Source organism: Parageobacillus sp. VR-IP (genome assembly GCF_013357975.1).
GTDB classification, from domain to species: domain Bacteria; phylum Bacillota; class Bacilli; order Bacillales; family Anoxybacillaceae; genus Saccharococcus; species Saccharococcus caldoxylosilyticus.
This window is the reverse complement of sequence record NZ_JABVYQ010000001.1, coordinates 381,408-403,962: the sequence shown is the minus strand read 5'-3', so window position 1 is coordinate 403,962 and position 22,555 is coordinate 381,408. Positions and strand designations below refer to the sequence as shown.

General features: G+C 46.8%; 19 protein-coding genes and 1 pseudogene. 3 read left to right on the top strand and 17 right to left on the bottom strand.

Features of this window, described 5'->3' with window-relative positions; all coding sequences use genetic code 11:
* Window positions 1-14 precede the first annotated feature (14 nt).
* The 14 genes and pseudogenes from HT574_RS02145 to HT574_RS02080 form a co-directional block, all read right to left on the bottom strand.
* On the bottom strand, window positions 15-989 hold the full coding sequence (locus HT574_RS02145; protein WP_175243309.1) for a quinone oxidoreductase family protein: 975 nt from the start codon (window positions 987-989) through the stop codon (window positions 15-17).
* A gap of 218 nt (window positions 990-1,207) precedes the next feature.
* Window positions 1,208-1,975 (bottom strand): 2-phosphosulfolactate phosphatase, encoded by a 768-nt coding sequence (locus tag HT574_RS02140; protein WP_175243308.1) that lies wholly within the window; start codon window positions 1,973-1,975, stop codon window positions 1,208-1,210.
* Window positions 1,976-1,984: 9 nt separating this feature from the next.
* A complete protein-coding gene (locus HT574_RS02135; RefSeq protein ID WP_175243307.1) occupies window positions 1,985-3,040 on the bottom strand; it encodes a phosphotransferase family protein in 1,056 nt (351 codons plus the stop codon).
* A gap of 108 nt (window positions 3,041-3,148) precedes the next feature.
* Window positions 3,149-3,250: pseudogene (locus HT574_RS02130) on the bottom strand (3-hydroxyacyl-CoA dehydrogenase NAD-binding domain-containing protein); the annotation flags it as partial.
* A gap of 79 nt (window positions 3,251-3,329) precedes the next feature.
* Entirely contained in the window at window positions 3,330-3,896 is a 567-nt protein-coding gene (locus HT574_RS02125) for a TetR/AcrR family transcriptional regulator (RefSeq protein WP_017434603.1), read from the bottom strand.
* A gap of 114 nt (window positions 3,897-4,010) precedes the next feature.
* Window positions 4,011-5,630: a long-chain-fatty-acid--CoA ligase gene (locus HT574_RS02120; protein ID WP_175243305.1), complete on the bottom strand. Its 1,620-nt coding sequence runs from the start codon at window positions 5,628-5,630 to the stop codon at window positions 4,011-4,013.
* Between the two features lie 16 nt (window positions 5,631-5,646).
* The gene (locus HT574_RS02115; RefSeq protein WP_175243304.1) at window positions 5,647-6,426 is read right to left on the bottom strand and encodes an SDR family oxidoreductase; all 780 of its coding nucleotides are present in this window, start codon (window positions 6,424-6,426) and stop codon (window positions 5,647-5,649) included.
* A gap of 16 nt (window positions 6,427-6,442) precedes the next feature.
* Window positions 6,443-7,651, bottom strand: coding sequence for an acyl-CoA dehydrogenase (locus HT574_RS02110; RefSeq protein ID WP_017434600.1), 1,209 nt, complete (start codon window positions 7,649-7,651; stop codon window positions 6,443-6,445).
* Between the two features lie 127 nt (window positions 7,652-7,778).
* On the bottom strand, window positions 7,779-8,672 hold the full coding sequence (locus tag HT574_RS02105; RefSeq protein WP_309138264.1) for an NAD(P)-dependent oxidoreductase: 894 nt from the start codon (window positions 8,670-8,672) through the stop codon (window positions 7,779-7,781).
* Between the two features lie 65 nt (window positions 8,673-8,737).
* Window positions 8,738-9,523, bottom strand: coding sequence for an SDR family oxidoreductase (locus tag HT574_RS02100; RefSeq protein ID WP_175243302.1), 786 nt, complete (start codon window positions 9,521-9,523; stop codon window positions 8,738-8,740).
* A 205-nt stretch (window positions 9,524-9,728) separates the two neighbouring features.
* Entirely contained in the window at window positions 9,729-9,959 is a 231-nt protein-coding gene (locus HT574_RS02095) for a hypothetical protein (RefSeq protein WP_042407354.1), read from the bottom strand.
* 133 nt (window positions 9,960-10,092) lie between these two features.
* A complete protein-coding gene (gene odhB, locus HT574_RS02090; protein ID WP_175243301.1) occupies window positions 10,093-11,373 on the bottom strand; it encodes a 2-oxoglutarate dehydrogenase complex dihydrolipoyllysine-residue succinyltransferase in 1,281 nt (426 codons plus the stop codon).
* Window positions 11,374-11,399: 26 nt separating this feature from the next.
* Window positions 11,400-14,258 carry a 2-oxoglutarate dehydrogenase E1 component gene (locus HT574_RS02085; protein ID WP_175243300.1) on the bottom strand — a complete coding sequence of 953 codons (2,859 nt, stop codon included), beginning with the start codon at window positions 14,256-14,258 and terminating at the stop codon, window positions 11,400-11,402.
* A gap of 268 nt (window positions 14,259-14,526) precedes the next feature.
* Window positions 14,527-16,503: a methyl-accepting chemotaxis protein gene (locus HT574_RS02080; protein ID WP_175243767.1), complete on the bottom strand. Its 1,977-nt coding sequence runs from the start codon at window positions 16,501-16,503 to the stop codon at window positions 14,527-14,529.
* A 167-nt stretch (window positions 16,504-16,670) separates the two neighbouring features.
* On the opposite strand from HT574_RS02080, the gene HT574_RS02075 reads away from it, so the two are divergent.
* From HT574_RS02075 to yyaC, 3 genes are all read left to right on the top strand, one after another.
* Window positions 16,671-16,853, top strand: coding sequence for a DUF5370 family protein (locus HT574_RS02075; RefSeq protein WP_175243766.1), 183 nt, complete (start codon window positions 16,671-16,673; stop codon window positions 16,851-16,853).
* Between the two features lie 92 nt (window positions 16,854-16,945).
* Entirely contained in the window at window positions 16,946-17,617 is a 672-nt protein-coding gene (locus tag HT574_RS02070; protein WP_175243299.1) for a GNAT family N-acetyltransferase, read from the top strand.
* A gap of 84 nt (window positions 17,618-17,701) precedes the next feature.
* On the top strand, window positions 17,702-18,253 hold the full coding sequence (gene yyaC, locus HT574_RS02065) for a spore protease YyaC (protein ID WP_017434588.1): 552 nt from the start codon (window positions 17,702-17,704) through the stop codon (window positions 18,251-18,253).
* Between the two features lie 41 nt (window positions 18,254-18,294).
* On the opposite strand, the gene ptsP is transcribed toward yyaC, so the two are convergent.
* The 3 genes from ptsP to ptsG form a co-directional block, all read right to left on the bottom strand.
* Entirely contained in the window at window positions 18,295-20,016 is a 1,722-nt protein-coding gene (ptsP, locus tag HT574_RS02060; protein ID WP_175243298.1) for a phosphoenolpyruvate--protein phosphotransferase, read from the bottom strand.
* The gene (locus HT574_RS02055) at window positions 20,016-20,282 is read right to left on the bottom strand and encodes a phosphocarrier protein HPr (RefSeq protein ID WP_017434586.1); all 267 of its coding nucleotides are present in this window, start codon (window positions 20,280-20,282) and stop codon (window positions 20,016-20,018) included. The genes ptsP and HT574_RS02055 overlap by 1 nt, the downstream gene beginning before the upstream one ends.
* A gap of 106 nt (window positions 20,283-20,388) precedes the next feature.
* Window positions 20,389-22,419, bottom strand: a complete 2,031-nt coding sequence (ptsG, locus tag HT574_RS02050) for a glucose-specific PTS transporter subunit IIBC (protein ID WP_175243297.1) — start codon at window positions 22,417-22,419, stop codon at window positions 20,389-20,391.
* Between the last annotated feature and the right edge of the window lie 136 nt (window positions 22,420-22,555).

Sequence of the window (22,555 nt, the reverse complement as noted above, 5' to 3'; positions counted from 1 at the left end):
TTTTGTTTGACAAGCTATGGAACAAGAATGAGCTTTCCATGCGTTTTTCGTGATTGAAGCAGTCGATGCACATCCGCGGCTTGTTCAAGTGGGTAGACGCCGCCAATCGTCAATGTCAGCTTTCCGGCTTGCACATATGTCAATAATTCATGCAAACTTTGCTGATATAACGTTTGCTTTCTCATGATTTGCGGCAAAAAGAAGCCGATGACCGCTAAATTTTTCCCCATCAGCCGCGCCGGGTTCATGCGCGTAAACTGTCCGCTCGCCACGCCGTAGACGACAAGCCGGCCAAACGGCGCCAGACACTCCAGTGTCTGATGGAAAATGTCGCCGCCGGCCATCTCGAGCGCCACATCGACGCCTTTTCCGTCTGTCGCCCTCATCACTTCGTCCTTCCAACTTTCTTTTGTATAGTCGACAGCGACATCAGCGCCAAGTTGCATTGCCATTTCTCGTTTTTCCTCGGTACTGGCGGTGGCGATCACTTTGCCGGCACCAAAAAGTTTTGCAAGCTGAACCGCAAGCGTGCCAACGCCGCCTGCCGCCGCATGAACAAGCACCGTTTCCCCCTGTTCTAAGCGCCCCATCGTTTTTAAAATATGGTAAGCACTCAATCCTTGGACGGGAAGGGCGACGGCCTGTTGCACATCCAACCCATCGGGAAGCGGAATGACAGCGCGCTCATCAACGCTGGCATATTCCGCATATCCTCCCGATTCGATTAAGGCAACGACGCGCTGTCCCACACGTACCGTACTTGTTTCTTCGCCAACTTCACAGACAACACCGGCTACCTCTGTTCCCGGAACAAACGGAAGCGGAGTCGGGACGACGTAATGGCCTTCGCGGCGCGCCGTATCGGCATAGTTGACGCCAATCGCCTCCACTTTGATCAATACGCGCCGCCCCGTTGGCACGGGGCGGTCCACCTCGATCACCTGCAATACTTCCGGGCCGCCGTACTCCGTAAATTGCACCATTTTCATCTTTGCTTCTCCTTCTCCTTTCTGTTGCCTCTTCTAGTCTTTTCGCGAAAGAAATAAAAACTTTTTCGGGATTAAACTTATATAGCCAGTTGCGTTTTGTTCTGTAAGTCAGCAATGCGGCGGTTGCGTTCCATTGCCCCATGATCAATTAGTTCGTTAAAGCGGTTCGACAAGCAAGCAATCGATGCCGGTCTTTGCTTAAATGGGCAAAAGCCTCTTCATACAGAAAATGACCGCCTCGTTACATCGTGAATTTCTCCTCCCAATCCTGTTTTTTCAAATACGGGAACAACGGAAAGTGCGCCATGCTGATTAATATAATCGATATCCCGCTCCAAGCCGTGCGCAGTCATCCATTGTCCGACCCGCGAAGAGGCAAGCACCGTTTTCCCCGCGTTTTCCGTCTTGTATTTTTCGTAAAAAAGCCATGCCGCCATGGCGCTATCGGACAAGTCTAGGGCAGAAACACCGTTTTGCAGCAGGCAGGAAATAAAATAGCCCGCCCCGTAAAAATCTTCTAGACAAAATCGCCCTGATGAACCGGAGCAGATCGCGACAATCGTTTCTGACGCATGCCGTTGGCAAATATGCTCGCTAAGCGCCGGTCCGTTCAGCAGGCTCCCGACGTAAAGATGATTGGCATGCATCGCCTTGCGGATCGCTACCGTGCCATTTGTCGTTGATAAAATAATCGTTTTTCCCGGGCAGAACTTTTGCAAAAAAAGCGGCGCTGGAGAATGAAAGCCGTCAATCGTCCGGCCTTCGTACTCGCCGACAAGCTCATAGCTTCCGTTTGGAAGGAGACGGGATTTTTCCCGTGCTTCCTCGGCATTTCGCACTGGGATGACGGAAACAGCGCCAAACGAAAGCGCTGCGGTAATCGTGGAAGTAGCAAGCAAAATGTCGAACACAACCGCTATTTTCCCGTCTGTTAAAGCTGTTTCATCAATATCTTCTTTACGAAAGACGACATGTACTTTCGCCATGGATTCACCTCAGCTCATTGCTAATTGCCATGCATGTTGGACGAGTGACTGAACAAACTTCCCCAAATCGTGGAAGCGTTCGTCATTCGTCTGTCCGCGGCGGTAGCGATAATAAATTTGCTGACAGATGACAGCGAGTTTAAAATAAGCAAACGTTAAATAAAAGTGCATATTCGAAATATCCCGCCCGCTTTTTTCAGCGTATGCCCGAATAAATTCCCCGCGTGTATAAAAGCCGGGATAAACGGTCACCGGCGTTCTGCCAAATCCGTTTTTCAACAGCGGCGGATCGTCCTTTTCAATCCAGTAGCTCATCGCCACGGCCAGATCAGCAAGCGGGTCGCCGACGGTCGACATTTCCCAGTCAAACAAGCCGACCATTTGTGTGACATCATCTTCGGCAAACAGCGCATTGTTTAATTTATAATCATAGTGGATAATCGTCGCTTCGCTGTTTTCCGGAATGTGACTCACAAGCCATTTCGTCAGCGCTTCCACTTCTTTAATCTCATCCGTTTTCGCCCGCTCATAGCGTTGAATCCAGCCATGTACTTGCCGTTCCATAAATCCTTCCGGCTTTACCATCTCGACAAGACGCGTTTTTGTATAATCAAGCTGATGTACTTGTACGAGCGTATCGACCATCGTTTCCGAGATTTTCCGGCATCGTTCTTCTGTCGGGGCGATGTGCGCCGGAAACTCCGTATCTAGCACGATGCCGCGGCGCCGTTCCATCACAAAAAATGGACTGCCAATAATCGATTCATCCTCGCAAAATAATAACGGTTTCGGAGCCAGCGGAAAAAGCGGATGAATTTCCTTCAGCCATGTGCTTTCCCGCTTCATATCATGCGCTTTCGGCGGAACGGGGCCAAACGGCGGACGCCGCAAAACGGCTTCCCACTCTCCGCATGACAGCAAATACGTTAAATTGGAACGTCCGGCAGAAAACTGTCTGACTTGCAGCGTTCCTTCCGGAAAATCCGGCAGTGTTTTTCTTAAAAAGTCGCCTAGTTTTTCAACGGGCAGCTCTTCTCCTTTACGTACAGGGATGATCGCCGTCATGGCTATACCTCCTTTCGATTACAGGCATTTGACGGTTTGTTGGTCATATACATGCCGTCCTCTTCCCCTTTTTTCAGCCGAGATGTCCCTGTTTCACTTTCTCCTCAATATGTCTTGCAATGTTGTTTTATATCCGCCTAAAGCACAAAGCATAGCGATTTGGTGTCCCATTGAACCGGCACTGGTCACAGCAACACGTTGAATAGGCATTTTTTCTTCCTCTTTTTAACTGACCAGTCAGTATGGAAAGCGCAGACTATTTGGCACGTTTATGCCAAGTAGTCTTATTTCACTTTTTCTCCATTCCTTCCAGCAAAATCGCAACCATATGTTCCGCTACCTCGAAATCGCTCAATTCCCCATCAGGCCGAAACCATTGGTAGCTCCAGTTTGCCGCTCCTAAAACGGTCAGCGTTGCAATGGAAGGTGGCAAATCGTCACGGAGCTCGCCGTTTCTCATTCCTTCTTCTATTAACGATTGCAAGTTGTAACGAAACAAGTCCCGCTTTTCTACAATTTTCTTTAAATGTTCTGCATTTAAATGCTTCATTTCGCGGAAAAAAATACGCGCCTGCCTTCCTTGTTTCTCAATGCTATGGATGAGCATATAGACGATTTCAAACACTTTTTCCTTAACCGTCTTCGCAGCATCTTCCATAATGTTTTTTTGCTTTTCGAGCAGTCCTTCAATATAGCGAAGATGGATATCCATTAATAATTCTTCTTTGCTTTTAAAATAGTAGTAAAACGTTCCTTTTGTCACGCCAAGCATATCCATAATATCTTGAATGGAAGTCTCGCTAAACCCTTTTTGTTCAAATAGAGCGATGCTTGCCGCCATAATTTTTTCTTTCACGCTCTTCCACCTTTCCCTCTATCATGTTCGTTATCGCCATTCTATCATAAAACGGTCAAGCCCGTCTGGCAACAGGCAATGGAGCTTGCCCGTTCGGGAAGAGCGGATTTTTTCTTATTTCGAACGGAGCGCCTCTTCGCGGAGAGTGCGGCGCAAAATCTTGCCAACGTTTGTTTTTGGCAATTCGGAGCGAAACTCGATCATGCGCGGCACTTTGTAGGCGGCTAAATTTTGGCGGCAATGCGCGATAATCTCCTCTTCGCTTGCCTGCTTGCCGTCTTTTAAGACAATAATCGCTTTTACTGTTTCGCCGCGGTATGCATCCGGCACGCCGATTGCTACCGCTTCTTTTACTGCTGGATGTTCATACAGCACTTCTTCAATTTCGCGAGGATAAATATTGTAACCGCCGGCAATAATCATATCTTTTTTCCGATCAACGATGGTTACATATCCTTCTTCATCCACGGTTGCCAAGTCACCCGTATATAGCCATCCATCCCGAAGTGCCACCGCTGTTTCTTCCGGCATGTTCCAATATCCTTTCATCACCTGCGGGCCGCGAATAATTAACTCTCCTACCTCGCCTGGCTTAAGTTCTTCTGTTCCGGTAGCAACATCGACAATTTTGTATTCTGTCATCGGCATGCCGATGCCGACCGTTCCCGGTTTCCTTTCAGCAAACGGCGGATTGCAGTGCGTTACCGGCGATGCCTCCGATAAACCGTATCCCTCTAACACAGCAGCTCCGGTTTTCGCTTCAAACTCCCGCATCAGCTCTAGGGGCATCGGCGCGCTGCCGCTGTTGCACGTTTTAATGCTGTTGATGCCGTATTGCTCTACCCCTGGTGTATTCGTAATTGCGACATACATTGTCGGCACTCCAGGGAAAACAGTCGGTTGCTTCTCTTTAATCATCTCTAACACTTCCTTCAGTTCAAAACGCGGCAATAAAATATTGTTGGCACCAACATAAATCGCCATATTCATGCACGATGTCATCGCAAACACGTGGAAAAGCGGAATTACCGTAAAATACCGTTCTTTTCCCAACTCATAGGTGCCTTTGAAAAATTCGGCACATTGCATGACGTTCGCTAAAATATTGCGATGGGTGAGCATCGCTCCTTTCGAACGTCCCGTCGTTCCGCCCGTATATTGCAGCACTGCAACATCATGCTCCGGCTCGATCGGAACAGGCTGCACGTTCCCGCTTCCTTGAGCAAGAAACTGTTCAAATGTCACATCGTTTTCATCTAGCGAATGAGAGGAGGATGGCTGAAAGCTGACGACGATGGCCCGCTTCATTGGCGTATGATCACGCACCGCCTGCAGCCGTGGGTAAACGGCATCATAAATCACGATCGTTTCTGCTCCTGAATCCGTCAGCAAGTGGATTAACTCGCGTTCCACAAGCATCGGATTTACTTGTGTCACAATCGCGCCGATGCGCAAAATCGCATAGTAAGCGATCACATACTGAGGACAGTTTGGCAGCATAATGGCAACACGGTCGCCTTTTTGGACGCCTTGCTGCTGCAAGCTCGATGCAAACTTCTCCACAGCATGGGCAAGCTCGCCGTACGTAATCACTTTATCATAGAAAGTCAAGGCTGGATTGTCGCGATATTGCTTGGCCCGTTCTTGCAAAATATCGCATAATGTGATGTTGGGAATATCGAACCGAAATGATACATGTTCTGGATATAATGCCGCCGCTTTCTTTTCATTCACTTTTCCTTTCCTCCTTTTAAGCGCCTGAGGCGTGGCTGCCACCATCGACAACAATTAACGCTCCTGTCACAAAATCAGAGGCCGGAGACGCCAAAAATAATACCGCTCCTTTTAAATCATCTTCGCCGCCAAATCGTCCTAACGGCGTATTTTGCAACACTTTCTGCCCGACTTGCTCAAGGACGACTTTTGACATTTTCGTTGGAAAAAACCCCGGCGCGACCGCATTGACATGAATTCCGTATCTTCCCCATTTTACGGCCAAATCTTTCGTAAACGTAATGACGGCCCCTTTGCTTGTGTTATAACCAATGGTATTTAATATTTCCGGATTCGTTCCGCCAAGTCCTGCAACAGAAGCAATATTGATGATTTTGCCGTTCCGCTGCTTGATCATTACTTTGCCGACCGCTTGGCTCATGAGAAATGTTCCGGTCACATTGACGTTGATGACTTTTTGCCATGCCTCCAGCGGCATTTCTTCCACTGGTGCTCCCCATGTCGCGCCGCTGTTATTGACTAAAATATCAATTTGCCCAAATTCATCCACCGTTGTTTGGACGACGCGCTGCACATCCTCTGGATTCGTGACATCGCATTTTAATGCAAGCGCTTTTACGCCAAGCTGTTCTAACTTTTCTCTCACTTGTTCGCACGCTTCCAGTTTTCGCGAACATACAACGACGTTGGCACCTGCCTCTGCCAGGCCGGTGGCAATCTGTTCGCCAAGCCCGCGTCCCCCTCCGGTAACGATGGCCGTCTTTCCTGGTATTTTAAATAAGTCTAGTACATGCATGACTCCTCTCTCCTTTTTATTGATATTGTCGTAACTCTAATTTAGCGATTTGATTTTTATGCACTTCATCCGGCCCGTCGGCGAGGCGAAGCGTACGGGAGTTCGCCCATAGCGCTGCGAGCGGGAAGTCATTGCTGACTCCAGCGGCGCCAAATGCTTGAATGGCCCGGTCGATCACTTTTAAGGCAACGTTTGGCGCGACAACTTTAATCATGGCAATTTCTTTTCTCGCCTCTTTATTGCCGACCGTATCCATCATGTATGCCGCTTTCAATGTAAGCAGCCGTGCTTGTTCGATTTCGATCCGTGACTGGGCAATCCAATCGCGAATGACTCCTTGTTCTGCAAGCGGCTTTCCAAACGCAACTCTTTTTTGCACGCGCTGGCACATCAACTCAAGCGCCCGTTCGGCCGCACCGATCAGCCGCATGCAATGGTGAATTCTCCCCGGACCAAGCCGCCCTTGGGCAATGGCAAATCCTTTTCCCTCTCCCCAAATAATATTTTCTTTTGGGACGCGGACATGGTCATACGTAATTTCTGCATGGCCGTGCGGAGCATGGTCATAGCCAAACACCGGAAGCATCCTCTCAATTTTCACGCCTGGCGTATCAAGCGGTACTAGAATCATAGATTGCTGCTCATATTTTGGAGCATCCGGATTTGTTTTTCCCATGACGATGGCAATTTTGCAGCGCGGATCGCCAGCTCCTGACGACCACCATTTCCGTCCGGTAATAACATATTCGTCTCCATCGCGGACAATGCTTGCAGAAATGTTCGTCGCATCACTGGAGGCAACGTCTGGCTCTGTCATGGAAAAACAGGAACGGATTTCCCCGTTTAATAACGGAATCAACCATTTTTGCTTCTGCTCTTCCGTGCCGTAGCGGACGAGCACTTCCATATTTCCCGTATCCGGAGCGCTGCAATTAAATACTTCCGGCGCAATCAGCGAACGGCCCATGATCTCGCAAAGCGGCGCATACTCCAGGTTCGTCAGCCCTGCCCCGTATTCACTATCCGGCAAAAATAAATTCCAAAGCCCTTCTTTTTTCGCTTTTGCTTTTAATTCCTCCATAATCGGCGGAACGCCGGACCATCTGGATTCTTGTGCATTCAGCTGTTCCTCATATACCTTTTCATTCGGATAAATATAGTCTTCCATGAAAGCGCTTAATTTTTTGATCAACTCTTTGACTTTCGGCGAATAAGAAAAATCCATCGCTTCCCCTCCCTTTTATACTAACCGGTTAGTATGTAACCTTATTTTTACTATAACCCTATTTAAAAAAATATTCAATATTTTTCGATAAATAGCAATAAAGCAGCATCATTAGGATGATGCCGCTTTATTCTTGGATATAGCGTTTGTATAAAGCTTGCGTGCCGCTGTTTTCTTCCCCTGCTTTTGCCAGCTCCTCATACATTGATTTTGCCAACTCCAGCCCTGGCAGTTGCAAATTCATTTTTTCTGCTTCTTCTAACGCAATTTTCATATCTTTAATAAAATGCTTCACATAAAAACCTGGCTTGAAATCGCCGGAAAGCATGCGGGGAGCTAAATTGCTCAGCGACCAGCTCCCTGCCGCTCCCTGGGAGATGCTTTCTAGTACTTTAAATGGATCCAATCCTGAACGCTTCGCATAGGCAAGCGCTTCGCAAACACCGATCATGTTGGAGGCGATCGCAATTTGGTTACACATTTTTGTGTGCTGACCGGCTCCTGCTTTCCCTTGAAGAATAATGTTCGTTCCCAGTCTTTCTAAAATCGGCTTGCACGCCGAAAACACTTCTTCATCCCCGCCAACCATAATCGTCAATGTTCCTTGTCTCGCACCAATATCGCCGCCGGAAACCGGGGCGTCAAGCGCATAAATATTTCTTTTTTTTGCTTCTTGATAAATTTTTTTCGCAAGCGTCGGGGTAGAAGTGGTCATATCGATGACATAGGTTCCTTCTTTCGCATTCGCCAAAATGCCTTCGTCGCCAAAATATACTTCTTCCACATCTTGCGGATACCCAACCATCGTAATCACTACATCCGCTTCTTTGGCAAGCTCCGCAACTGTTTCTTTCCATACTGCCCCTTCTTCGATAAGATCATTGGCTTTCTCTTTCGTCCGTGTGTAAACAAGTAGCGGATATCCCGCTTTTAATAAATTGCGGGCCATGCTTTTTCCCATTACGCCAAGACCAATAAAACCGATCGCTTTCATTTTGCTTTCCCCTCCCTGCTCGTTCACAAAAATGCCCTTGGAAAAAATAGGGCATCATTCTTCTTTTGTCCATTCAAACAGAAACCATGTGCTTAAATCGCTTTTACCATTCCTCCGTCAACGATCAACGATTGGCCGGTAATATACGAATTCGCTTCGGAAAGAAGGAAAGTAACCACATTAGCAAATTCTTCCGGTTTGCCATAACGGCCGAGGGGAATCGCGCTTTTCATCCGCGCTTCCATTTCTTCTTTCGAAATTCCCAATTTCTCAGCATTGATTTTGTCTAAAAAGGCAACCCTCTCCGTCGCGATGCGCCCCGGCGCTACTGTATTAATTAAAATATTGTACGGCGCGAATTCCATAGCCAATGTTTTAGTTAAACCGACGATGCCAGTGCGGAACGTATTGGATAAAAGCAAGCCTGGAATCGGCTCCTTAATGGAAGAAGAAGCGATGTTGACAATTTTGCCGCCCTTTTTCTTCAAGTATGGGAGCGCTTCTCGAATCATGCGGATATAGCTAAGTAAATTCAATTCAAACGCATGATACCAATCTTCGTCGCTAATCGTTTCAAACGTTCCCGCCGGAGGACCACCGGCGTTGTTCACTAATAAATCAATAGTTCCATAAGTGTCTACCGTTTTTTGCACAAGACGACGAATATCTTCTACCTTCGTAATATCTGCTTGAACGTGGGCAACTTGTCCTTTATGTAAATCTCGTAATTCTTTTTCCACTTCTTGCAGCTTCTCTTCATTTCGGCTCGTAATCATGACATTTGCCCCTTCGAGCACAAGCTGGCGGGCAATGGCTTTCCCAAGGCCTTGACTGGATGCGACGACAAGTGCAGTTTTTCCCGACAAGCCCAACTCCATAGTATTTCCCCCTCGTCATACATGTTTTTATTTAAAGTTATTCGCTGCATTTTATTGCTTTTCCTTCTTTAAATGAAAATAGAGGCGCGAAAGTTTGTCCTTTCTTCGCCACAAAAAATCCCCTCCCAAGCAGACTCCTAAGAATATCATATCAGATGTTCTTTTTTTTCGCTGTCTACCTGTGGGGGATCATACCACTTTCGAATCAGCCTCTTTTTTCTCCATCCATTATGGAACGAAATTGTTTCATTTCTTCATCTACATTCACTTTCGCTACATGAAATGGATTTTCTTGATTGGCAAGTTGCAACGGGCCTATATCGCTTCGCACTCCTAATGTATCTCCTTCTGTCGCAAGTGCATCGTTTAGAATTCCCTCTCTTTCCCCATCGAAATGAAAATCATGAGGGTGATCGTTTCTTCCGCGCTCTGGCATGCTGATACCTCCTTTTCTGTTTATTTTTCCTTCCAATCGAACAAATCATTCTTTTTACAGTGGCGCGTTGTTTTCCATAATACGAAAAAAGAGGCGACCCCAAAAACGACTTTTGGAGTCTGCCTCCTTTTTATCAGCTTTCTAATAAAAGGTCTTCTGGATTTTCGATCAAGTCTTTTACCGTTTTTAAGAAGCCGACCGCTTCTTTCCCGTCAATAATTCGATGGTCATACGATAACGCCACATACATCATCGGACGGTTTTCGATTCGTTCTTCGTCAATCGCAACCGGACGAAGTTTGATAGCATGCATCCCTAAAATCCCAACTTGCGGACCGTTCAGCAGCGGCGTAGAGAAGAGCGACCCGAACACTCCACCGTTGGTGATCGTAAACGTTCCACCCTGCAAATCGCTCAGCGATAATTTGTTGTTGCGCGCTTTCGCTGCCAACTCGGCGATATCGCGTTCGATTTCGGCAAAGTTTTTCCGGTCGCAATCGCGCACCACCGGAACGACTAAGCCCTCGTCGGTAGAAACGGCGACACCAATATCATAGTATTTTTTCAAAATAATTTCGTCGCCTTGAATTTCCGCATTCACATAAGGGTATTTTTTCAGCGCTGCTACCGTCGCTTTGACGAAGAATGACATAAATCCGAGACGGACGTCGTGTTCTTCGAAAAATTTATCTTTTTTCCGTTTGCGCAGTTCGATGACGGCAGACATATCGATTTCGTTGAACGTTGTCAACATCGCCGTAGACTGTGTTACTTCTAACAAGCGCTTCGCAATCGTCTGACGGCGGCGCGACATTTTCTCGCGGACAACCGGTTTACCGTCATCTTGTTTGAAGGCAGCTGGGGCCGGCTGCTGAACCGGCGGGGTCAATGCGGCCGGCTGCGCTTGCGGCTGAACTTGCTGCTGGACAAAGGACTCGACATCTTGTTTGCGAACGCGTCCTAGCGGATCGACCGTAGGAACTTGCGTTAAATCGATGCCTTTTTCACGTGCGATTTTCCGCGCCGCCGGCGAAGCAATCGGGCGCTGTGCCGGATGATTGCCAGCCATGACTGGTTGTTCTTGTTTTTCTTCCGTTTTGACCACTGTTTCTTTTGTTTCTTGCACTGCTTCCGGCGTTGCTTTGGCTGCTGCTTCTTGTGCAGCCGGCTGAGCAGCCTGTCCTTCGCCAATGACAGCGATCGCTTGCCCTACGGCAACCGTATCCCCTTCATTCGCTAAAATTTGCTGCAATACTCCGGATTCTTCTGCCATAATTTCGACGTTCACTTTATCTGTTTCCAACTCGCAGACCGATTCGCCTTTTTCGACGTAGTCGCCAGGTTTTTTCAACCATTGCGCAATGGTTCCTTCTGTGATAGACTCTGCTAATTCTGGAACTTTGACTTCAGCCACGTTGATGCCCTCCTCAAAATCTTGCGTTATTGTTCTTTTTTCGTTAATGCACATCGAATAATGCGTTCTTGTTCCTTCCGGTGAACAACAGGATCGCCTTCTGCCGGGCTTGCCCGTCTGCGTCGGCCGATGTAGCTGACATCTACTCCATCCGGTGCGATTTCGCGCAGTCTTGGCTCCATATAACCCCAGCTTCCCATGTTTTGCGGTTCTTCTTGCAACCAGACGATTTCTTTGACATTTGGATAACGCACGAAAATCGCCTGCAGCTCTTCTTTCGGGAATGGATATAATTCTTCGACGCGTACGACGTGGAGCCAATCGAGTCCTTCCACTTTATTGATTTGCTCCGCTAAATCAATCATCAGTTTTCCAGTACCTAAAATAATTCTCTCGACTTTTTCATGATCTTTGCCAAGTCCTGTTTGTTCAAGGACTGGATGGAACTGACCGTTGGTAAATTCTTCTACCTCTGACGCCGCCAACGGGTGACGCAGCAAGCTTTTTGGCGTCATCAGCACTAACGGACGGACTTCTTCCCTTTGCAAAATGCTTGCTTGCCGGCGCAAAATATGGAAGTACTGCGCAGCGGTAGACAAGTTTGCTACTGTCCAGTTGTTTTCCGCCGCCAGTTGCAAAAACCGTTCTAAACGGCCGCTCGAATGTTCCGGCCCTTGCCCTTCATAACCATGCGGCAGCAGCATGACGAGACCGGATTTTTGCCCCCATTTCGCACGTCCAGATGAAATAAACTGGTCGAACATCACTTGCGCCATGTTGGCAAAATCGCCAAATTGCGCTTCCCACAGCACAAGCGTTTCCGGAGCAAAGACGTTATAGCCATATTCATAACCGAGCACAGCTGCTTCTGTCAACGGGCTGTTGTAGACGACAAAAGAAGCTTTCGCATCGCTGATGTGGTGCAGCGGAACAAACTCCTTGCCCGTTTTCATATCATGAAGCACGAGATGGCGCTGAGCGAACGTACCGCGCTGCGAATCCTGTCCAGTGAGGCGGATCGGCACGCCATCGCGTAAAATTGTTGCAAAAGCAAGAATTTCCGCATGCGCCCAGTCCACTTTCCCTTTGCCGTCAAACACTCCTTCACGCCGTTTTAAGATGCGCTCTAGCTTATTAAACACGTGAAAATCGGCAGGGAACTGCAGCAATTCTTTGTTTAACCGCTGCAATATATCTTTTTCCACGGACGTTTTGACAACCGGCAATTTGCATGCAACCGTTTTCGGCGGATCCATAATAAAATCGAGCTTCGACACATCTTTCGGAACTTTTTCATACGCAATTTTCAGTCTTTCCGCTACTTCCCGTTCCATTTCTTCTACTGCTTCTTTTGTAATAATGCCTTTTTCGATCAGCTTTTGCGCGTAAAGCTGGCGAACGGTCGGATGTTGCTGAATGATGCTGTACATCGTCGGATTTGTCGCCATCGGCTCATCCATTTCGTTATGGCCAAAACGGCGATACCCGATTAAGTCGATGACAAAATCTTTTTTGAAGCGCTGACGGTAGGCAAAAGCAAGATTGGCCGCCGCCAAGCATGCTTCCGGATCATCGGCGTTCACATGCACAATCGGCACTTCAAATCCTTTGGCAATATCGGACGCATATTTTGTCGAACGAGAATCATAGCTTTCTGTCGTGAAACCGATCATATTATTAGCAATAATATGAATTGATCCACCCGTCCGATACCCTTGCAATTGGCTCAAATTCAATGTTTCGGCCACAATTCCTTGCCCAGGGAATGCCGCGTCTCCGTGAATCATAATCGCAAACGACGAATCCGTATTTTGCAGTGGTTTTCCGGCGTTTTTGCGATTTTCCTGAGCGGCGCGCGTAAAGCCTAACACAACCGGATTCACGACTTCCAGATGGCTTGGATTGTTTGCCAGCGTAATTCTTATTGTATGTTCATTTTCATTGCGCAGACGGCGGGCCGCCCCTAAATGGTATTTCACATCCCCCGTCCAGCCGTAGGTAATGGCTACCGATCCTTCCGAAGGAATAAAATCTTTGCTTTCCGCGTGCTGGAATTCGGCAAAAATCATTTCATATGGTTTGCCAAGGACGTGGGCAAGCACATTCAAACGGCCGCGGTGCGCCATGCCAATATTTACCGCATTGATTTCCTTTTCAATCGACTGGCGAACAAGTTCGTCTAATAGCGGCACCATGGCATCTAAACCTTCAATCGAAAACCGCTTTTGTCCGACAAATGTACGATGAATAAATTTTTCAAATCCTTCCACTTCCGTAAGGCGGCGGAGCAATGCCACTCTCTCATCGCTTGTTAAACTCGGATAATATGCTCCTGACTCAATTTGTTGGATGAGCCAGTTTTTTTCCTCCAAATTATGTACTTGTGAAAATTCAAACGCAATTTTATCTGTATATACTTTCCGTAAATGATTAATGGCATCCAATCCATTTTTGACATGCGCCGGTGCATGCGGACAAAGAAACGCGACAGGAATTTGCTTTAAATCTTCCTCCGTCAAATCATATTCACTTAATTCGATGCGGCGCGTGTCTTTATTTTGTTTGTTTAATGGGTTAATATCGGCTGCCAGATGACCGTAACGGCGGATATTGTCCGCTAGTTTTACAGCAGCAACAAGCTTGCTGAATATCGTTGGATTTTCCGGGAGACGGAACGTCTGATGCGTTTTGGCGATCTCCTCGCTTGGCACAAACGGTTCTGTTTCCGTTGTCGGGGCCCCCCACTGTTCGAATAATTGCCTCAACTCAGGGTCAACCCTGTCTGGATCCTCAAGATACTGCTCATACATTTCCATCACGTACCCGAGGTTTGGCCCATAAAATTGACTCCATGGTTGTGCATCGTTGATCGTCTGCTTTGCCATTATGAAAACCTCCAACCAGTTTTCGCTTATTTGGGATCTTTTGGCGCCCCATACGCATGAAGAAAAATTGCGAACAGGGCCCGCTTGCTTTCTTCTCATTGTTCCCAAATAAACAAGGAAATAACTTTATAAACGTTTTCAATATATATTGTAGCACTATCATTCATTAAAATCGACGATTAAACATGAAAATCTCCAATAATTTATTTTTTTTTTGAAAAAAGAGAAAAAAACGCGGCAGCGATAGAACGCACACAACAATCCATAATCATGATATTTTAAATTTTTCTACTAGTTTTTGCAGCTGACAGCTCATCTCGCTTAATTTTTCTGCCGATTCTGTCACCGTTCCTAACGCCTGCAGCTGATCATCGGCGGATGCCGCTACTTCTTCCGCCGCTGCCGCGGACTGCTGAGCGACGGCGGAAATATTTTGCATCGCTCCAATGACATCCTCTTTGCTTTCATTCATTCGCTTTGCTTCCTCTGTAATTTCGGCAATTGCTGTTGTTAACTCTTCCATCATCGTGACGATCTTGACAAATGAATCGCCTGTTGTGTGTACAGCTTGCTGCTGCTGTTCGTACATGTCTTTCGAGTGATTCACCGCCTGCATCGCCAGACTCACTTGCTGCTGAATCACGGCAATCGTTTGGTGGATCAGCTCGGTTGCTCTTGCCGACTGCTCCGCTAATTTGCGCACCTCATCCGCGACGACGGCAAATCCTTTTCCATGTTCTCCCGCCCGTGCCGCTTCAATGCTCGCATTTAAGGCAAGCAAATTCGTCTGCCCGGAAATGGCTGTAATTGTTTGGATCACCCCATCAATTTCTCCCATCTTTCTTACTAAATCTTTCATTACTTTTTCTACCGCAAATAGTTCTTTTTTCGCCTCATCGGATTTTAGCTGCAGTATATTTAAATTTTCTAGGCCGTCATAACTAGCCGCTTTCGTTTCATTCGACAGCGTTTGCATGTTTGCCGTCGACTGTGTTACCGTTTCGATTTGTGCAGACAACGCCGCTGTCCGTTCATTGATCGTATCTAAATCACCCGCTTGCTCCGTCGTTCCTTTGGCAATATCATTAATGGCGCTGGCCACTTGTTCGCTTGTCGCCATCGTTTCCTCGGAAACAGAACTAAGGTGGTCAGCGGAGGCGGCGAGCTCCTCTACCGATTCATTGACTTGCTGAATGAGGGCCCGCATTTGCGCAATCATATGATTGAAGTGATCGGCCAGCTGCCCTATTTCGTCTTTTGATTTTACGCGCACATGCACCGTTAAATCCCCTTCTGCGACTTTTTCAGCTTGGTGCTGAAGCGCAATGACCGGTTTCGAAATCGAACGGGCGAGGAAATAAATAACAACAATGGCAAGCAATAATGCGGCCACGGTGATGATAAACATTTTCATGGCAAGGGAATTGCTCATCGCCAATAAATCTCTTTCTTTATATACGGTGCCGACTTTCCATCCGAGTTCAGGAATCGTCGTAAAATACACGACCCGCTTTTCGTTCCCGGATGTATATGTATAAAAGCCGCTTTTATTCTTTAACATATATTGGACTTCCGCGTTTTTCGCCATATTTTTTCCCTTATATTGCGGATGAACGATCGCGACTCCCTTGCTGTCAAACAGCACAGGGTACCCATGGTAGCCAACCTCGCTATTGTTGACAATTCTCGCCACTGCATCCAGCGTCATATCGATCCCGATCACAGCGATGACGCGGCCGTTTTCTGTTACCGCTTTTGCCAATGTCACGATATTTTTTCCTGTTATCGCATCGATGTATGGCTCGGTCCAAACGACTCGATCCTGGTTTTCCGCCGCTGTTTTATACCATGGACGCGAAGTCGGGTCATAGCCGTCAGGCAATGGCGCTGCCGGCGTCGTATACATTTTTTTCGCGGCCGTTCCAATGTAGGCAAGTTGAACGTTTTCGTGGATTTTTAAAAATGTGCGAAACTGCCGGTCAAGCAGCGGCCAGGCATCTTCTTTTTTGATCATTTCCTCAACGATAGGCGATTCGCTAAACTGAAGCAAGCTATTTTCCTCGCTTTGAAAACTGTCGCGAATATCGCCTAGCACCCCGTTTAAAATGGATTGTGCGCGTTTTTCAACGTCCTGGCGGATCATTTTTTTTGTTTCGACCACTCCGACAATCTGGGTAGCGGCCAGGGAAACAATCATTAGCAATGCCATTAGAATGATCAACTTGATCCGCAATGTTTTAAACACCACTTTGTTTCTCCCCTTTTTTTGTCGAAATTTGCCTTCATTATACAAAGGACTATCGTCATGCGTCTATAGGATCAGATTCTTATTCAGTGCATGAAGCACGGGCAAAAACGAGACAATAAGAAAGAAATCTTAACGGACAGGCAGGTGAGAGACGATATGGGGCTATCGAACGGGATGGATATATTTTTGATGTCGAATATAGCGTCATCCAGCAAAAAGGGGCACTGCATGTATACCGTGACGGGATGCTGATTGATGAAGTAACGTTCCATTTCACTGGAAAAAAGCCGAACGAACAGCAAATCGAATCATTAATCAATCATTATATCGATCAGCGTAGCGACTAAACTGCTGTACAAACAGCAGTTTTTTCTTGCTGATTTTGCCATTATTCTTATATGATGGAAACAACGATAGATTGATAGACAGGGGGATGAAGATGTATTGGAAAGAATTGTATGTGTTTGATGGCGATGTCCCACATAAAGCTATTATTCGCAACTATACAGAAAAGGATTTCCCGCAATTAATCCGCGTTCAGCAAGAAAGTTTTCCGCCGCCGTTTCCGTCCGAACTGTGGTGGAATGAAGAACAGCTTACTAATCATGTTTCTCTTTTCCCTGAAGGAGCACTTTGCGTGGAAGTAGACGGACGCATTGTCGGATCGATGACCGGTCTGCTTGTCGATTTCGACCCGAGCCACCCGGCGCATACGTGGAAAGAAATAACAGATGGCGGCTATATCCGCAATCACCAGCCTGATGGAAACACATTATATGTTGTCGATATTTGCGTTTCCCCTCCTTACCGTAAACTGGGGCTTGGAAAATGGCTAATGCAATCGATGTATGAAGTAGTCATCCGCTTAAATGTCTCCCGCCTCCTTGGCGGCGGGAGAATGCCTGGCTATCACCGCCATGCTGAGCGACTATCGGCAGCGCAATATCTCGAAAAAGTATTAAAAGGAGAGCTGAAGGATCCTGTTATCACCTTTTTATTGCGGTGCGGCCGCACCCCGATTCAAGTCATCGAAAATTATTTAGAAGACGAAGAGTCTCTCAATTATGCTGTGCTCATGGAGTGGCGCAACCCGTTTAAGCGCTGTGTATAAAAATTTAGCAGTTTATGAGAGAAGGATTTTATTGCAGACGCCGCGAATAAGAAGGGAAAGGATAATAGAAGGGAACGACTGGCGATGAAGCCCATTTCCTATGACAATCCATTAGCTCCTTTGCTTATTCGCAATCATCTTTTTTCATTAATTCCGCCGTATGTTGATCACCTCATTGTGTTATGCATCGGCAGCAACCGCATTAACGGGGACAGTTTAGGGCCGTTTGTCGGGACCCTGTTGGCCAATCTTTATTCGAAACACATGACTGTCATCGGGAACTTGAAACAACCGGTCGATGCGATGAACATAAAAGAAATGATAAAACAAATCCGTACAACCCCATCAACATATACGATCGCGATTGATAGCGTTGTCGGCGTTTCCGACTATATCCATACGATTGTCATCCGCGCTGGATCGCTTGCCCCAGGCTCTGCCCTTGGCAAAAAACTTCCTGCTGTCGGCGATATGAGCATTATGGGGGTAATGATGGAAGATGATAAAGACGCTGCGGCGCTTCCATATACAAACTTACATGTTGTGTATCAAATGGCAAAAGCCATCGCTCTAGGAATTTCCCTTACCGTACGGCAGCGGTTTGGCTACGAACCGGCCTCTTCTATTCTTGCTTAAGAAAAAACTAGCGGTGAAGAAGCCACTTCACCGCTAGTTTTTTATTCAATATGAAATGTTTGTTTTACAAACGCCACAACCTCTTCGGCCGTGTTCATCGAGAGGACGGTTTCTTTAAAGCGCGCTGCTTCTTCTTTCGATAATTTTTTCATTTGCGCGCGCGCCCGCAAAATGGAAGTCGCACTCATGCTAAATTCGTCCAATCCTAACCCAAGCAAAATCGGAATGGCAATCGCATCGCCCGCCATTTCTCCGCACATTCCGGCCCATTTTCCTTCTTTATGCGCCGCATCAATGACGTTGCTAATAAGGCGCAAAATCGCTGGATTATACGGTTGGTAAAGGTAGGAAACACGTTCGTTCATACGGTCGGCCGCCATCGTATACTGAATTAAGTCATTGGTGCCGATGCTAAAGAAATCGACTTCTTTGGCAAATTGATCGGCAAGCACCGCAGCCGCCGGAATTTCCACCATCATGCCGACTTCAATATCGTCAGCCACTGGTACGCCTTCACGCTCCAGTTTTTCTTTTTCTTCTAAAAGAATCGACTTCGCTTGGCGAAACTCATCAAGCGTCGCAATCATCGGGAACATAATTTTCAAATTCCCGTACACGCTTGCCCGCAGCAAGGCGCGAAGCTGCGTGCGGAACATATCTTGCATTTCTAAGCAAAGGCGGATGGCGCGGAATCCTAAAAACGGGTTCATTTCTTTTGGCAGATCTAAATATGGCAATTCCTTATCGCCGCCGATGTCCAGCGTGCGCACGACAACTGGTTTTCCTTCCATTCGCTCCAGCACCGTTTTATAGGCTTCAAATTGTTCTTCCTCTGTCGGCAGCTCGGAACGGCCCATGTATAAAAATTCCGTACGGTACAGCCCGATTCCTTCCGCCCCGTTTTCCAATACCCCTTTGACATCATCCGGCGTACCGATATTTGCAGCAAGTTCGACATGATAGCCGTCGCTTGTTACCGTTTTTTCATTAACGAGCTTCGCCCATTCCTCTCTTTGCGCTTCATAGCGCGCGCGTTTTTCCTCGTAGTGGGCAAGCACGTCCGGCGTCGGATTGACAACAACTTGTCCATCTAGTCCATCGATAATAACGATATCACCATTTTGCACTTCCGCTGTCACTTGTTTTGTGCCGACAACTGCCGGGATTTCCATTGATCTTGCCATAATGGCAGAATGGGATGTACGCCCTCCGACATCTGTAGCAAACCCTTTGACATATTGACGGTTTAACTGAGCCGTATCAGACGGGGTTAAATCTTCCGCGACAATGATGACTTCTTCGGCAATCAAGCTCGGATTCGAAATCGCCACTCCAAGAAGATGGGCAAGTACGCGTTTGGTGACATCGCGGATGTCAGCAGCGCGTTCCTTCATATATTCGTTATCCATCGCTTCAAACATGGAAATGAACATCGATGCGGTTTCATGCAATGCATATTCGGCGTTTACCTTTTCAGTTTGGATTTTTTCTTTTACCGGATTTAGTAATTCCGGATCATCTAATACAAGCAGATGAGCGGCAAAAATCGCTGCTTTGTCTTCGCCTAATTGCTCTAACGCATGCCGTTTAATGGCTTCGAGCTCTTCCTTGGCTTGTGCTACCGCTGTTTCGAAACGCGCCACTTCTGTTTGTGGATCCGCAATTTCTTTTTTCTCTACAACAAGGTTAGGGGTTTCTAAGCGGTACGCCTTCGCAATGGCGATACCGCTCGATGCAGCAATCCCTTGGATCGTCTTTGTCATTATTGTGCAAGGCCTTCCTTAGATAAAGTTTCTGTCAATGCTGCCATCGCTTCTGCTGCATCTGCCCCCTCGACCGTAATTTTGATTTCAGCTCCTTTTGGAATGCCTAAAGACATAACGCCCATAATCGATTTTAAGTTTACCGTTTTGCCGTTATACTCTAAATGAATGTCGCTGTTGAATTTGCTCGCTGTTTGAACAAGAATCGTTGCCGGGCGAGCATGGATTCCAGATTCTGAAGTTACTTTAAACACTTTTTCAGCCATTGTCGTCATTCCCCTTTTCCTTATATTTTTCTTTGTCATCATACCAAATAATATTGTCTTTCTTCAATGAAGAACTAATGAAATTCGCCGAAGAAAATTCACACCGTTAACCGATTTCAGCGATGCGGTCTTCTCCTTTTGTAACCGCTCCTTGTTTTGTTACACGAATCGCTTCTTGCGCCTGCAAATTCGTGAAAATGACTGGTGTTACTATAGAAGGAGCGTTGTTTTTCACGTATTCTAAATCCACCTGTAAAATAGGCTGGCCTTTTTTCACTTCATCGCCTTGTTTCACCAGCGCTTCGAAGCCTTGACCGTTCAACTTAACTGTATCGATGCCAACGTGGATTAAAATTTCATGACCTGCCGCCGATTCGATGCCGATCGCGTGTTTTGTCGGGAATACGTTGATAATTTTTCCGTCAACCGGAGACACGGCGGTTCCGTCTGTCGGCATAATAGCAAAGCCGTCCCCCATCATTTTTTGGGAAAAGACTTGATCCGGCACTTCCTCCAGCGGAACGATTTCCCCTGTCATTGGCGAGGCGATCGCTTCCGCTTTTACGTCTTTTACGTCGTCTTTTGTCTTCTCCGCTGCCGCCGGCTCTTCTTTTGTCCGTGCTGGAGCTTTTCCTTCCATAATGTCTTTGATCTGCCCTTTTAACATATCGGATTTTGGTCCGAAGATCGCCTGTACATTGTTTCCAACTTCCAAAACACCCGCTGCGCCTAACGCTTTTAAGCGTTCTTTATCGACTCGTTGAATATCGTTGACAGAAACCCGTAAACGGGTGATGCATGCGTCTAAATGGGCAATGTTTTCTTTGCCGCCAAGCGCCGCCAGCACTTCGTACGGAAGATCACCCGCTTCTGCTTTCACCGTTGGCGCTTCTTCTGCCACTTTTTCACGCCCTGGTGTTGCTAAATCCCATTTACGGATCGCAAAACGGAATCCGAAGTAGTAGATAACGGCAAACACTAATCCGACCGGAATGACAAGCCACCATGCCGTCCGATTTGGCAGTACGCCAAATAGCAGGAAGTCAATAACCCCGCCGGAGAAAGTCATGCCGATTTTGACATTTAATATGTGCATAATCATAAACGACAGTCCAGCAAAAATCGTATGGATCGCAAACAATGCTGGTGCAACGAACAGGAACGAGAACTCAATCGGTTCCGTAATCCCGGTCAAGAACGAAGTAAGCGCCGCTGAACCCATAATGCCGGCAACCACTTTTTTGTTTTCCGGACGCGCTTCATGATAAATCGCAAGCGCCGCCGCTGGAAGACCAAACATCATGAACGGGAATTTTCCTGTCATAAACGTTCCTGCTGTTAATGGCACTCCATCTTTTAATTGTTCGAAAAAGATTTTTTGGTCGCCATGCACTACTTGTCCGGCCTTATTGACATATTCGCCAAATTCAAACCAGAATGGCGCGTAGAAAATATGATGCAATCCAAACGGAATTAGCGCCCGCTCAATAACTCCGAAAATAAATGCAGCTAATGTCTTATTAGCATCAATCATATTATGCGAAAACGCATTTAAACCGTGTTGAATCGGCGGCCATACCCATGTCATAATAATTCCAAGCAATACCGCAGATGCTGCTGTAATAATTGGCACAAAACGTTTTCCGGCAAAAAAGCCTAGGTATTGCGGCAATTCAATGTTGAAATATTTATTATACATGTAAGCAGCCAATATCCCGACAATAATCCCGCCGAATACACCAGTTTGTAATGTCGGAATTCCTAATATATTTGCAAATGCAGGATTGTCACCAATCATATCTGGCGTGACGCCTAATATCACGCTCATGGTGATATTCATAATTAAATAACCAATAATTGCCGCAAGCCCGGCAACACCGTCACCACCGGCTAGTCCAATCGCTACCCCAACGGCAAAGAGGAGCGAAAGGTTCGAAAACACAATGCCGCCTGCCTGTTCCATGACATTGGAAACAAGTACGATCCAATCCGCTTTTAAGGCAGGAATTTTATCGGTTAATGCCGGGTTTTTCAGCGCGTTACCAAACGCCAGCAAAATCCCGGCCGCTGGCAAAATCGCTACCGGCAACATCAGCGCTTTACCGACTTTTTGCAGCGTGCCAAACACTTTTTTCATCTCGATAACCTCCTTTTCTTTTATATAAGTTTTGCAACAAACGTTACGTTCATGTACCGCAATTGCATTTCGTAGACTGTTTTTCACAGCGAATATAATCCGCTTTCATAAAAAACAAAGGCATAAGCAAAGAACG